This window comes from Micrococcus sp. HSID17227, from assembly GCF_003989405.1.
GTDB classification, from domain to species: domain Bacteria; phylum Actinomycetota; class Actinomycetes; order Actinomycetales; family Micrococcaceae; genus Micrococcus; species Micrococcus luteus.
Map to the genome: position 1 here is coordinate 1 of NZ_RBLN01000046.1, position 11,425 is coordinate 11,425.

The 11,425-nt window shown below is 74.1% G+C and carries 13 protein-coding genes; 7 read left to right on the forward strand and 6 right to left on the reverse strand.

Annotated elements, in window-relative coordinates:
- Nucleotides 1-785, forward strand: a 785-nt coding sequence (locus D8M29_RS04340; protein WP_238693324.1) for a bifunctional 2-polyprenyl-6-hydroxyphenol methylase/3-demethylubiquinol 3-O-methyltransferase UbiG, incomplete at its 5' end; no start/stop codon positions are given.
- A 31-nt stretch (nucleotides 786-816) separates the two neighbouring features.
- Here the strand turns inward: D8M29_RS04340 and D8M29_RS04345 are convergent.
- Complete coding sequence (locus D8M29_RS04345) at nucleotides 817-1,281, reverse strand: NUDIX domain-containing protein (RefSeq protein ID WP_036341256.1); 465 nt, start codon at nucleotides 1,279-1,281, stop codon at nucleotides 817-819.
- 99 nt (nucleotides 1,282-1,380) lie between these two features.
- Between D8M29_RS04345 and D8M29_RS04350 the strand changes: the two genes are divergently transcribed.
- Both D8M29_RS04350 and D8M29_RS04355 read left to right on the forward strand, forming a co-directional pair.
- Complete coding sequence (locus tag D8M29_RS04350; RefSeq protein ID WP_010080014.1) at nucleotides 1,381-1,917, forward strand: DUF2243 domain-containing protein; 537 nt, start codon at nucleotides 1,381-1,383, stop codon at nucleotides 1,915-1,917.
- Nucleotides 1,910-2,743 carry a cytochrome c oxidase assembly protein gene (locus tag D8M29_RS04355; RefSeq protein ID WP_010080013.1) on the forward strand — a complete coding sequence of 278 codons (834 nt, stop codon included), beginning with the start codon at nucleotides 1,910-1,912 and terminating at the stop codon, nucleotides 2,741-2,743. Before D8M29_RS04350 ends, D8M29_RS04355 begins: the two co-directional genes overlap by 8 nt.
- 97 nt (nucleotides 2,744-2,840) lie before the next feature.
- Here the strand turns inward: D8M29_RS04355 and D8M29_RS04360 are convergent, their stop codons facing one another.
- Nucleotides 2,841-3,272, reverse strand: a complete 432-nt coding sequence (locus D8M29_RS04360; RefSeq protein ID WP_012751108.1) for a MarR family winged helix-turn-helix transcriptional regulator — start codon at nucleotides 3,270-3,272, stop codon at nucleotides 2,841-2,843.
- A 121-nt stretch (nucleotides 3,273-3,393) separates the two neighbouring features.
- Between D8M29_RS04360 and D8M29_RS04365 the strand changes: the two genes are divergently transcribed.
- On the forward strand, nucleotides 3,394-3,822 hold the full coding sequence (locus D8M29_RS04365; RefSeq protein ID WP_036341242.1) for an organic hydroperoxide resistance protein: 429 nt from the start codon (nucleotides 3,394-3,396) through the stop codon (nucleotides 3,820-3,822).
- Here the strand turns inward: D8M29_RS04365 and D8M29_RS04370 are convergent.
- Nucleotides 3,804-4,265, reverse strand: coding sequence for a DUF805 domain-containing protein (locus tag D8M29_RS04370; protein WP_036341245.1), 462 nt, complete (start codon nucleotides 4,263-4,265; stop codon nucleotides 3,804-3,806). The two genes, D8M29_RS04365 and D8M29_RS04370, sit on opposite strands and share 19 nt — an antisense overlap.
- An 82-nt stretch (nucleotides 4,266-4,347) precedes the next feature.
- Here D8M29_RS04370 and D8M29_RS04375 point away from each other — a divergent pair, with 82 nt between their 5' ends.
- The 3 genes from D8M29_RS04375 (at nucleotide 4,348) to D8M29_RS14125 (ending at nucleotide 5,973) form a co-directional block, all read left to right on the forward strand.
- Entirely contained in the window at nucleotides 4,348-5,019 is a 672-nt protein-coding gene (locus D8M29_RS04375; protein WP_036341247.1) for an SGNH/GDSL hydrolase family protein, read from the forward strand.
- A gap of 160 nt (nucleotides 5,020-5,179) precedes the next feature.
- Nucleotides 5,180-5,749 carry a hypothetical protein gene (locus D8M29_RS14120; protein ID WP_233263221.1) on the forward strand — a complete coding sequence of 190 codons (570 nt, stop codon included), beginning with the start codon at nucleotides 5,180-5,182 and terminating at the stop codon, nucleotides 5,747-5,749.
- Nucleotides 5,749-5,973, forward strand: coding sequence for a hypothetical protein (locus tag D8M29_RS14125; RefSeq protein WP_233263222.1), 225 nt, complete (start codon nucleotides 5,749-5,751; stop codon nucleotides 5,971-5,973). Before D8M29_RS14120 ends, D8M29_RS14125 begins: the two co-directional genes overlap by 1 nt.
- Before the next feature lie 238 nt (nucleotides 5,974-6,211).
- Here the strand turns inward: D8M29_RS14125 and D8M29_RS04390 are convergent, their stop codons facing one another.
- The 3 genes from D8M29_RS04390 to D8M29_RS04400 all read right to left on the reverse strand — a co-directional run.
- On the reverse strand, nucleotides 6,212-7,693 hold the full coding sequence (locus D8M29_RS04390) for a PQQ-binding-like beta-propeller repeat protein (RefSeq protein ID WP_127445812.1): 1,482 nt from the start codon (nucleotides 7,691-7,693) through the stop codon (nucleotides 6,212-6,214).
- A gap of 244 nt (nucleotides 7,694-7,937) precedes the next feature.
- A complete protein-coding gene (locus D8M29_RS04395) occupies nucleotides 7,938-9,170 on the reverse strand; it encodes an aminotransferase class I/II-fold pyridoxal phosphate-dependent enzyme (protein WP_127445813.1) in 1,233 nt (410 codons plus the stop codon).
- A 156-nt stretch (nucleotides 9,171-9,326) separates the two neighbouring features.
- A partial coding sequence (locus D8M29_RS04400) for a DEAD/DEAH box helicase (RefSeq protein WP_148111519.1) occupies nucleotides 9,327-11,425 on the reverse strand: 2,099 nt, incomplete at its 5' end.

The window sequence follows — 11,425 nt, forward strand, 5'->3', positions numbered from 1 at the left end:
TGACTGCGCGCATGACCGACGCCCCCTCCCGCGCCGAGGCCAACCGGCGCACCTACGACGACGCCCGCCTCGCCGCGATCTACGACGTGGACAACCCCGCGGGCGAGGACCACGCGTTCTTCCGCCGGGTCGCGGACGAGGTCTCGGCCGCGCGGGCCAGCACCCGCATCGTCGACCTCGGCTGCGGCACCGGCATCCTGACGGTGACGCTCGCGGGCCCGGGGCGGGACGTTGTCGGGATCGACCCGGCCGAGGCCATGCTCGCGGCGGCCCGCGCGCGCCCGGGCGGGGACGGCGTCGAGTGGCGACACGGGGATGCGGGGCTGATCGCGCCGGACTCCGCCGACCTGGTGGTGATGAGCGGCAACGTGGCCATGCACCTGGTCGACGACGACTGGCACGCGTCGCTGCGGCGCATCGGTGCGGGGCTCGTGCCCGGCGGCCGCCTGGTCTTCGAGACGCGCAACCCCGTCCGGCGCGCGTGGGAGGGCTGGCAGCAGGACCCCACGGAGCGCACGATGCCGGCCGGGCGGGTCCTCGAGTCGGAGCGCACCTCCGCCCCGGACCGGCACGGGGTGGTGACGATGCGCGTGCGCACCGAGTTCCTCGACTCCGGGGAGGTGTCCGAGGTGGACCAGCACCTGCAGTTCCGCTCCGCGGAGCAGGTGCGCGCGGACCTGGCCGCAGCGGGGCTGCGGGTGGAACGGCTCTCCGGAGACTGGCACCGCACGGCCTTCGACCCCGCCGAGCACCCGCTCATGGTGGTGGAGGCGGTGCGGGACTGACCGGGCGGTGGACGGCGAGCCCCTATGCCCCTCAGCCCCCGAACCCGACCGCCGTGTCCGGGGTGAGGTCGCCGTCGCGCAGGCCCTCCAGCACGAGCCGCTCGTAGTCCGGAATCGGGCTCGGCAACGAATCCAGGGGGAACCACTCCAGGTGGGGGGCCTTGCCGGGCTCGCAGATCCGCGGCTCACCCGCCCAGGACCGGCAGGCCCAGAACCAGTCCACGCGCTGCTCGCGCGGGGTGTCCGTGCCGTCCGTGCGCTGCATGACGGTCAGCAGCTCGAGGGCAGCAGGCTCGATCTCGACGCCGAGCTCCTCCGCCGTCTCCCGGACCGCCCCCTGCCGGGCCGCCTCCCCCGGCTCCACGTGCCCGGCGGCGCCCGCCACCCAGAACCCGTCCATGTACCCGGTGTGATGCCGGCGCTGCAGCAGCACCTCCCGTCCCCGCAGCAAGAGGACGTAGGAGGAGGGCACGAGGGCGAAGGAGTGGGCGGCCATGGGCACCATCATCGCCTCACGGGACCGCCACTGCGGCCGGTGCGTGGATGACGCCCGTGACCTGGGCATTCGCTGGGAACTGCCGCTAGCGTGGGCGCCATGGCCTCCCCCTCCGTCACGGCTCGGCCCGTCGGCCGCCCCGCCCCCGACCTCCACCGCCGCCTGCTGCTGTCCGGGATCCTCTTCGGGGTGGGCGTGGCCGCCTTCGTCGACGAGGTCGTCCTGCACCAGCTCCTGCACTGGCACCACTTCTACGACCTGTCCACCGCGGCCGTCGGCCTGGTCTCCGACGGACTCTTCCACGCCTTCGGCTGGTTCGCCGCCGTGGCCGGGCTGTTCCTCTTCGCGGACGTGCGACGCCGCGGCGGCCCCGGCGTCGGCCGGTGGTGGCCGGCGGTGCTGATCGGCGCGGGCGCGTTCCAGGCGTGGGACGGCACCGTCCAGCACAAGCTCATGAGGATCCACCAGATCCGGTACGAGGTCATCCCCACGGAGCTGCAGGGCACCGGCCCGTACGCGCCCGTGGACGACATCCTCGTGTACGACCTCGTGTGGATGGCCATTGCGATCGCCTTCCTCGTGATCGGCACCCTGGCGTGGCGGCGCGGCTCCCGCCGGGCGGCCGCCCGTGCATGAGCACCCCGGCGGGATCGGGGCGGAGCTCGGCGCCCAGGCGGCGAGCGCCCCGTTCCCGCTGGCCGGCGTCGTCATCGGCGGCGGACTCCTGCTGTTCCTGGTCGCCTATGCGGCGCTGGTCCGCGCCGGACGACGCCGGGGCCGCGCCTGGTCCGACGCGCGCACCCTGAGCGCGGCCGCGGGGGTGGTGGCCGGCGTCGTGGCGGTGGGACCGCTGGGGGTGCTCGGCCACCACGACTTCACGGCCCACATGTGGGGGCACCTGCTGCTGGGCATGCTCGCCCCGCTGCTGCTGGTGCTGTCCGCGCCGGTGACCGTGGCCCTGCGGGGCCTGCCCGTGGCGTGGGCGCGGCGGCTGTCCCGGGTGCTGTCCACGCCGTACGTGCGGGTGGTCTCGCACCCGGTGGTGGCGGGGCTGCTGAACATCGGCGGGCTGTGGCTGCTCTACACCACACCCCTGCACGCCTGGATGCATGCCTCCGCGGTGGGGCATCTGCTGGTGCACGTGCACGTGCTGCTGGCCGGGTGGGTGTTCACCGCCGCGATCCTGCAGGTGGACCCGGCACCGCACCCGCACGGACACCCGCTGCGGGCAGGTGTGCTCGTGGCGTTCCTCGCGCTGCACGCGATCCTCTCCAAGCACGTCTACGCGCATCCGCCGGCGGGCGTGGGCGTGGCGGAGGCCCAGGCCGGCGCCCAGCTCATGTACTACGGCGGCGACTGGATCGACCTCGTGCTGATCGCCGTCTTCTGCCTGGACTGGTACCGCCGCACCGCGCCGGTGCGGTCGGGGCGGGGCGGTGTGGTGGCCCGGGCGGCGTCCTGAGAAGACCGCTCGATGTGCTCAGGACCGCGTCCTCATGACGCGGTCCTGAGCACAGCAGGCGGTCGCGGGGATCCTGCGCCCCCGCCCGCGCCCCGGCTCAGTCGAGTCCCGCGGCCAGCTCGTCCAGGAAGGCCTTGAGCTCCTCCCGCTGTCCGGCCGGCCCGGGGTAGAGGTCGGCCATGCGTGCGGGGATGTCGGCGGCGGCCTCGCGCAGGTCCCGGCCGGCGGGGGCGAGGGAGATGAGGCGACGCCGCTCGTCGTCGGCGCTGCGGGCACGGGTGACCAGGCCGGCGTGGTCGAGGCGGCGCAGCAGCGGGGTGAGGGTGCCGCTGTCGAGTCCCAGGCGCGCGCCGATGTCGTTCACGCCCACCGGCCCGTCCTCCTGCCAGAGCACCAGCATCACGAGGTACTGGGGGTAGGTGAGGCCCAGCTCCTCGAGCAGGGGCCGGTAGGCGCGGGTCACCGCCCGGCTGGCGCGGTAGAGGGAGAAGCACAGCTGGCGGTCGAGGTCGAGGGGGGTGACGTCCACCCGGACAACCTACCCCGCAGACAACTGGATTGCACACAACCTGATCGCGGACTACCTTGGACCGTGGCCGCCGTCGAGCGGCCCCCGGCACCCCGGGCCAGACACCGTCAAGGAGCACACCGTGATCGAGATCGAGCCCCTCTACACCACCGAGGCCATCGCCACGGGCGGCGGCCGCAACGGCCACGTCCGGACCGCGGACGGCCGCGTCGACATGGACCTGGCGATCCCCGCCGAGATGGGCGGCAGCGGCGACGGCGCCAACCCCGAGCAGCTCTTCGCCGCCGGCTACGCCGCGTGCTTCCACTCCGCCCTGCAGAGCGTCGCCCGCCAGGCCAAGAAGAAGCTCGGCGACTCCTCCGTGGGCGCCCGCGTCTCGATCGGCAAGGCCGGCGAGGGCTTCGGCCTGGCCGTCACCCTCGAGGTCGTCATCCCGGACCTGCCCCAGGACGAGGCGCAGCAGCTCGCCGACGCCGCCCACCAGGTCTGCCCCTACTCCAACGCCACCCGCGGCAACATCCGCGTGGACGTTCAGGTCGTCGACGACTGACCGCTCGGCGCGGCGGCCTCCGCGGCCACCCGCGGATCCGAGGGCTGGAGCACCATCACCAGCAGGGCGATCGCACCGAGCACGGGCAGCAGCGCCAGGAGCAGCCAGGCGCGGCTGAGCCCGGCGTCGTGCAGGCGCCGGGCCGTCAGCGCCCAGGCGGGCACCAGATGGAGCAGGCCCCAGACCCCCGAGAAGGCCTGGTAGGCCTCGGTCATCGAGTCGACGGCGGGGACGCTGAGACCGCTGACCGCGAAGCCGGGGAACACGACGGCGGAGGGGGTGGCCGTCGTCGTGTCCGCCCCGAGGGCCCCGAACAGGAGGGTGATGCCGAGGGACGCGAGGGACAGGTACAGCACCACCCACCAGAACTCGGCGCGCCCGGCCCGGCCGCCGAACTGCGCGTAGCGTCCGTAGAAGCGGCCCACGGCCCGGAGGAACGTCATGGCCGGATCCTGGCCCATGAGGTGGCCCGAGTCGAGGCCCTCCCGCGTGTCCGCACGTCAGGGCGCCGGTAGCCTGGCGCGCATGCCCTCCCCCTCCGGCTGGCAGGCCCAGCACGACGCCGACTACCGCGCCCACTGGCACGCCCTCGCCGCCCGCGCGGACCCCGACGCGCTCACGTGGGTGGTGCTGGGCGACTCGGCCGCCGTCGGGATCGGGGCCGAGAGCGTGGAGCGCACGTACGTGGCCCAGGTGGCCGAGCGGGTGGCCGCCGAGACCGGCCGGCCCGTGCGGGTGGTGAACCTCGCCGTCAGCGGGGCCATGGCGAAGGACGTGCTCGCCGACCAGCTGCCCCTCATGCCGGCGAGCGGGGTGGACGCGGTGACGTGCGTCGTCGGCGGCAACGACGTCACCTGGGCTTGGCGGTTCCGCGAGGCCGCCTTCGAGGAGCCCCTCGAGGCGATCGCCCGCGCCCTGCCCGCCGGCGCCACGCTGGGCCTGGTCCCGACGTTCCGCATCCCGCCGTTCGAGGCTCGCGTGCGCCGGGCGAACACGGTGGTGCGGCGGGTGGCCGCCCGGCACGGCCTCGGCGTGGCGGACGTGCACGCGGCCACGTGGCGGCGGAATCTGAGGCACCAGGTCAACCGCCTGGCCCGGGACCTGTTCCACCCCAACGGCGCCGGCTACGAGGACTGGGCCGCGGCGGTCGCCCCCGAGGCGCTGCGGCAGGTGCGGGGTCAGGCACCGGCCGCCTGAGGACTCCTCCCCGCCGCGCGCGAAGCGCACATCCGGCGTCCCTCACACCGGGGGCTAGACGGGGACCCATGCGATGCATAGTCTCCCCTCACGCACTGCACGACGACCGGTCGGGCCGGCGTCCGGGAGCACGGGCTCCCCCGACCGACGGAGGTCCGCCATGACCCCCTCACCCCCTTCCTTCCGCTCCGCCCGCCATGCCCTCCCGGCCACGACGGCGGCCCTGACCCTGGCCCTCACGCTCGCCGGCTGCTCCGGCGGCGGGGGCCCAGCGACGGCGTCCGGCACCACACCCTCCCCTGCGGCGTCCTCCGACACGACGCCGTCCCCGTCGAGCACGTCCGAGACCACCACGCCGTCCGCGGGCGGGCCAGCCTCCGGCACCACGGCGCCGAGCACTCCGGCGCCGGCCTCCGGGAGCGCCACGCAGGGTTCGGGCGGCGGCTCCACCGCCGGTGCCGGGTTCGTGCCCGAGGGCGCCGATCCCGCCAGGAACGGGGCTCTGCCGTTGAGCGAGGGCTTCCTCGCCGCCCTCCCGGAGGCCGCCGTCACGCACCGGGCGGGCAGTCCGACGGAGGACCCCCTGGCCCGGGCCCTGGAGGGCGTCGAGCTGCCCGGCACGCCCACGACGGACGTCAACGTGATCGCCTCCGAGCTGCAGGGCCTCCAGACCCCCGGGGAGGGGGCGCGGCGATGGGCGGCGAACGCCCCGAGGGCACCCTGCGCCTGATGCTGCTGTGCGACGACCCGGACGCCGGCCCGTCCTCGGTGGGCATCCTCGGGGCGGACGGCTTCGCCGCCTACCAACCCCTGGGGTGGTCGGACCGCTGCGGCGGATACGTCGTCATGGTGCCGGAGTCGGACGCGGAGGACCTGGTGGTGAGCGCCGAGGTCCCCGAGGGCACCCGGTACCGCCTGAGCGTGATCACGGACCACGATCCGGTGGCCGACTGACCCCACCATCCCCGGGGCATCCTCTCCGGCAGGCCCTCCTGGATCCGGCAGGCCCTCCCGGAGCGGGGCCTGCGGACAGGCGGGCGGGGCCGCGTCCCCACGACGCGACCCCGCCCTCCTCCATCCACGGGCCGGCGGCAGGTGCCGGCCCTGGCCGTCAGCGTCCCCACGACGCCCCCGGCCGCCGACCGGGCACCCCTCCCCACGAAGGGCGCCCGGCCGGAGTCTCGTCACACGATCAATGGTCGTGCCCCTCGTGGCCCTCCGAGGGCTCGGCGCCGTGGTCGTGGCCCTCGTGGCCGTCGTCGTCGTGGTCCTCGTCACCGTGCGCGCCCTCCTCGGGCTTCACGGACTCGGGCTCGCCGGTGACCACGGCCATCTCAACCGGGGCGAACTCCAGGTCCTTCTCCAGGACGGTCTCACCGGTCTCCAGGTCGACGGCCACGAGCTTCTGGGCCTCCGCGTCGGTGACGTAGGCGGTGTTCCCGGCGACCTTCAGGATCGGGCCGGGCTCCTGCCACTCGTCCTTCTCCTTCCACGGCTCGATCACCGGGTACTCGGCGGTGACCTCACCGGTCTCCTCGTCGATCACGTTGACCTCGCCGTCGTAGGTCAGCACGACCGCGGAGCCGTCCTCAGCGCGGCCGAGCGAGCGGAACCAGTAGGACGAGCCGAGGTCCACGGTGGTGAGCTCATCGGTGCGGGTGTCGATGAGGGCGATCCCCGTGGGCCGCTCGACGGCCTCCGTCGGCTCCTCCTCGACCTTGTGATCACCCAGGACGATGGGCGAGTCGTGCAGCCCGAACAGGTTCCCGGAGCGCTGGTACTCGGTCTCGACCTCCACCTTGTGGAACTCGCCGTCCCGGTACACGACGGGCCCGTTCTCGCATCCCATCACGACGACGTCGCCCGCCTCCGTCGGCTGGGCCGCGGCCTCGCCGTGGCTGCCGGGGCAGTCGTCGGTCTCGGCCGTGACCTCGCCGGTCTTCGGGTCGATCTCCTGGAGCGTGTTCCGGGAGTCCTCGGTGCCCTGCGTGGTGAAGAGGGTGCCGTCGGAGAGCTCGAGCGCCACGCCGTGGTGCGGGTCCTCGGTCTCGGCCTCCGTCATGACGGGCATGAGGTCCGGGGTCGCCTTGTCCAGGTGGGTCGAGTCGAAGGTCCGGATCGCGCCCGTGCCGTCCGCGAAGAGGGTGGTCTTGCCGTTGTGGGTGACGACGTGGCCGGGGTGCTCACCCGGGAACGTCACGCCGGTCATGCCGGGTGCGGACTCGTAGTTGTGGACGTGATCGCCGTGGGCCTTGGTCTGGATGCCGGTGGAGAACACCTCCCAGCCCTTCCCGGTGGTCACCAGGACGTCCTTGCCGTTGCCGGCGTTGCTCAGCCGCGTGAAGCCCGTGATGTCCTGCTCCTTCACCACCTCACCGGACTCGGCGTCGAGCAGCGTGAGCCCGTCCTCGTGCGAGAGCAGGATGCGCGGCGTCACCGCGGAGACCTCGGTGGTCTGGGTCGGGTCGACGCGGTCCTCCGCGGAGACGGAGGAGGCCGCCGTCGCCTCACCCGCCGGCGACTGGGCGCCGCCCGCGGCGGAGGCGGGTGCCGACGTCGGGCCGGACGGGTCGGCGTCCGCGCCGCACGCCGTCAGGGCGATGGCCGCGGCGGCGAGGGTGGCGGAGAAGGTGGCGGTGCGCGTGGAACGGCGCTGCGGGGCGAAGTGGGACACGGGGAGCCTTTCACGAGGGCGAGAAGATGCGACTGATTCACAATAAGGACTGTTGCGGATGGTTCGCAATACTGCGGTGGACCCCGCCCCGGCATCTCGGCGGCGCCGACGGCGCGCCCCCGTCGCGGGAACCGGCACGTGACGCCCTCGACGCGGCGACCGGGCCGTCAACGGCACGCCGCTCGGGCGCCACTACCGGCTGGGCGGCTGAGGCGTCGGGCGGTGCGGCGCGCGGCGGAGCCCGTCAGGCCAGGCCGCGCGCCGCATGCCAGGCGGCGACCCGCTCGAGCGCCTCGTGGACGGCGTCCGGGCCGGCGGCGAAGGAGAGCCGGACGGACTCGGGCCCGTGGACGGCGTCGAAGTCGTCGCCGGGGGTCAGCGCGACGCCGGCCTCCTCCAGCAGGGCGGCGCAGTAGCCGACGGCGCTGCCGAACTCCGCCAGCATGCCCGGGGCGAGACGGGCCCAGAGGTAGAAGGCGCCGTCGGCGGGGGCGGCGTCGGCCCAGCCGAGCCGGGGCAGGGCGGCCAGCACGACGCCGCGCGTCGCCGTGAAGCCGCCGGCCTGCTCGGCACAGAACGCGTAGGACTCCTCGCTGAACGCGTGGACGGCCGCCTCCTGGGCCGCGGCGGGCGGGCAGAGGGCGACCGAGCCGGCGAGGCCGTCGACCGCGGCGGCGAGGTCGTCCGGCATGAGCATCCAGCCCAGCCGCCAGCCGGGCATGCCCCAGTACTTGGAGAACGAGCTGACCACGAGCGCGGTGCGGGAGGTGCGCCATGCGCAGGCGCCGAGCCCCTCCCCGTCCGTGTGCACGATGCCGTGGTAGATCTCGTCCGAGACGAGCCGCACACCGCGTTCCTCGCACCAGCGGGCGAGTTCGGCGAGCTCGGCGGCGCTGACCATCGTGCCCGTGGGATTGGCCGGGGAGGCGAGCACGAGCCCCGCGACCGGGCCCTCCGCGAGCGCCGCCTCCAGGTGGGCGACCGTGGGCTGGTAGCGGGTGCCGGCGTCGACGTCCACGTCCACCACCTCCACCCCGAGCGCCGTGAGGATGTTGCGGTACGCCGGATAGCCGGGGCGCGGCAGGAGCACGCGGTCCCCCGGGGGGAACGCCGCGAGGAAGCCGAGCATGAACGCCCCCGAGGAGCCCGTGGTGATCGCGACCTGCTCGGGGCGCACGTCGAGCCCGTACCAGCGGCGGTAGTGGCCGGCGACGGCGGCCCGCAGCTCCGGCAGGCCCAGCGCCGGGGTGTAGGTGAGGGCACGGCCGGAGGCGTGGACGGCGGCGGCCGCGGCGTCGACGGCGGGCGGGGCGCCCCCGCCCGGCTCCCCCGCGCACAGGCTGACGACGTCGTGGCCGGCGGCACGGAGTTCGGCGACCCGGCCGAGGATGCTCATCACCGTGAACGGTGGCACCTGAGACCGGGCGGACGGCGCGAAGGCGGGGGTGGCGGTGCTGGAACGGGACGGGCGACGCATGGCCCGAGGCTACCCCCCGCTTTCGTTCGGGAAACGGCGCCCCGGGGACGACTTTCGTTGACGAAACGGGCGGGCGGGCCGCCGTTTCCCGAACGAAAACGTCGCGACACGCCGCCGTTTCCCGAACGAAAACGTCCGGCGCGCCTCGCGCGGCCCTCACTCCTCGGCGCCGAGCATCTCCCGGATGTCCTCGGCGGTGAGGGAGTCGGTGAAGGCGCCGGCTCCGGAGTCGTCGGACTCGTCCATGAGCGCGCCGAACAGCTCGGCCTTGCGCCGCTGCAGCTCGAGCACCTTCTCCTCGATCGTCCCCTCGGACACGAGCCGGTAGACCATCACGGTCCGCTCCTGCCCGATCCGGTGCGCCCGGTCCACGGCCTGCGCCTCCGCAGCGGGGTTCCACCACGGATCCATGAGGAACACGTAGTCCGCCTCGGTCAGGGTCAGGCCGAAGCCGCCCGCCTTCAGGGAGATCAGGAACACCGGCGCCTCGCCCTCGCGGAAGCCGCGGATCACGTCGGCGCGCCCGCGCGTGGAGCCGTCGAGGTACGCGTGCTCGATCTCCAGGTGGTCCAGCTCCTCGGCGATCACCCGCAGGAAGCTCGTGAACTGGCTGAACACGATCACGCGGTGCCCCTCGCCGATCACCTCGGTGAGGTCGTCGAGGAACCGCTCGAGCTTCGAGCTGGGCACGGAGGCGTACTGGTCGTCAACGATCTGCGGCGCCAGCGCGAGCATCCGCAGCAGCGTGAGCGACGTGAAGATGGTGAACCGGTTGCCGTCCATGTCCCCGAGCAGGCCCAACACCTTGCGGCGCTCGCGCTGGAGCACGCGGTCGTAGAGCTTGCGGTGGGCCGGCTCGAGCTCCACCTGGAGGATCTGCTCCTGCTTGGACGGCAGGTCCTTCGCCACGAGCTCCTTGGAGCGGCGCAGCATGAACGGGCGCACGCGGCGGCGCAGGGCCGCCATCCGCTCGGGGTCCCCCCCGGTCTCGATGGGGGTCACGTAGGTCTCGCGGAACCGGCGGTGGCTCGGGAACAGGCCCGGCACGACGACGCCCAGCAGCGCCCACAGGTCGCTGAGGGAGTTCTCCATCGGCGTGCCGGTGATGGCCAGCCGGAAGGGGGCGCGCAGGTCGCGGGCCACCGTGTGCACCTTCGCGGCGCGGTTCTTCAGGAACTGTGCCTCGTCGAAGACCACCCCGCCCCAGTCGAGTCCGCCGTACTGGCCGGCGTCGATCCTCAGGAGCGTGTAGCTGGTGACCACCACGTCCGCCCCCGCCACCTCGTCCGCCACGGCGGTGCCGCGCTTGCGGGTGGTGGTGTCCAGGACGCGCACGTCGAGGTCCGGGGTGAACTTCTCGGCCTCGGCCGCCCACACGGACACCACGGAGCTCGGCGCGACCACGAGGAACGGCGGCCGCTCGGGCCGGGCCTGGCGCGCGTGGGCGAAGAGCGCGAGGGTCTGGACGGTCTTGCCCAGGCCCATGTCGTCGGCCAGGATCCCGCCGAGGTCCTGCTCCCACAGGAACGCGAGCCAGCGCAGGCCCTCCTCCTGGTAGGGGCGCAGGTCGGCCTTCAGGCCGGCGGGGCGCGGGGCCTCGGGGAGGCGCTCGACGGCGGCCAGACGCCCGACGGCGGCGGTCCACTCCGGGTCCTCGTCCACCTCGTCCGCGAGCTCCTTGAGGTCCTCCCAGAAGCCGACCTGGTGCCGTGAGACGGGGGTGTGCTCCGGGGTCCACTCCTGCAGGGTGGCGGCCTCGGAGAGCAGGGCGCGCAGCCGGTCGAAGGCGGGGTGGTCGAGGCCCAGGTAGGAGCCGTCCGCGAGGATCAGCGTGGTCCTGCCCTGCACGAGCGCGGTGAACAGCTCCACGAACGGCAGCACGTGCCCGTCCACGGAGACCTGCACGCCGAGGTCGAACCAGTCGTTCTGCGTGGCCTTCGTGCCGACCTCGATGCGCGGGGCGGCCTTCAGCTCGCGGTAGTCGGGGCGGTCGCCGGTGACGTCCACGCGCACGTGGTCCGCGCGCTGCAGCAGCGGCAGCACCTGCTCGGAGAACCGGGCGGCGCCCACGCCCTCGAGGACCTGCTCCTCCGCACGGCCGGCGCGCGGCCAGAGCTCGGCCACGGCGCGCAGCACCGCGTCCTCGTGCCGGGTGTCCCGCAGGGGGTCGCCGCCGGCGTCGAGGCCGAGTTCGCGGGGCGGGTCGAAGTAGAGCCAGGACCAGCGCAGCACGAGCTCGTGGCCGGGTCGGAAGT

Bases quoted from the DNA above. Each gene is read 5' to 3' on its own strand.
- D8M29_RS04370 (WP_036341245.1), bottom strand. From the start codon at position 4,265: ATGACGTTCCTCCGGGCCGTGGGCCGCTTCTACGGACGCTACGCGCAG.
- D8M29_RS04345 (WP_036341256.1), bottom strand. From the start codon at position 1,281: ATGGCCGCCCACTCCTTCGCCCTCGTGCCCTCCTCCTACGTCCTCTTG.
- D8M29_RS14120 (WP_233263221.1), top strand. From the start codon at position 5,180: ATGACCCCCTCACCCCCTTCCTTCCGCTCCGCCCGCCATGCCCTCCCG.
- D8M29_RS04375 (WP_036341247.1), top strand. From the start codon at position 4,348: ATGCCCTCCCCCTCCGGCTGGCAGGCCCAGCACGACGCCGACTACCGC.
- D8M29_RS04350 (WP_010080014.1), top strand. From the start codon at position 1,381: ATGGCCTCCCCCTCCGTCACGGCTCGGCCCGTCGGCCGCCCCGCCCCC.
- D8M29_RS14125 (WP_233263222.1), top strand. From the start codon at position 5,749: ATGCTGCTGTGCGACGACCCGGACGCCGGCCCGTCCTCGGTGGGCATC.
- D8M29_RS04395 (WP_127445813.1), bottom strand. From the start codon at position 9,170: ATGCGTCGCCCGTCCCGTTCCAGCACCGCCACCCCCGCCTTCGCGCCG.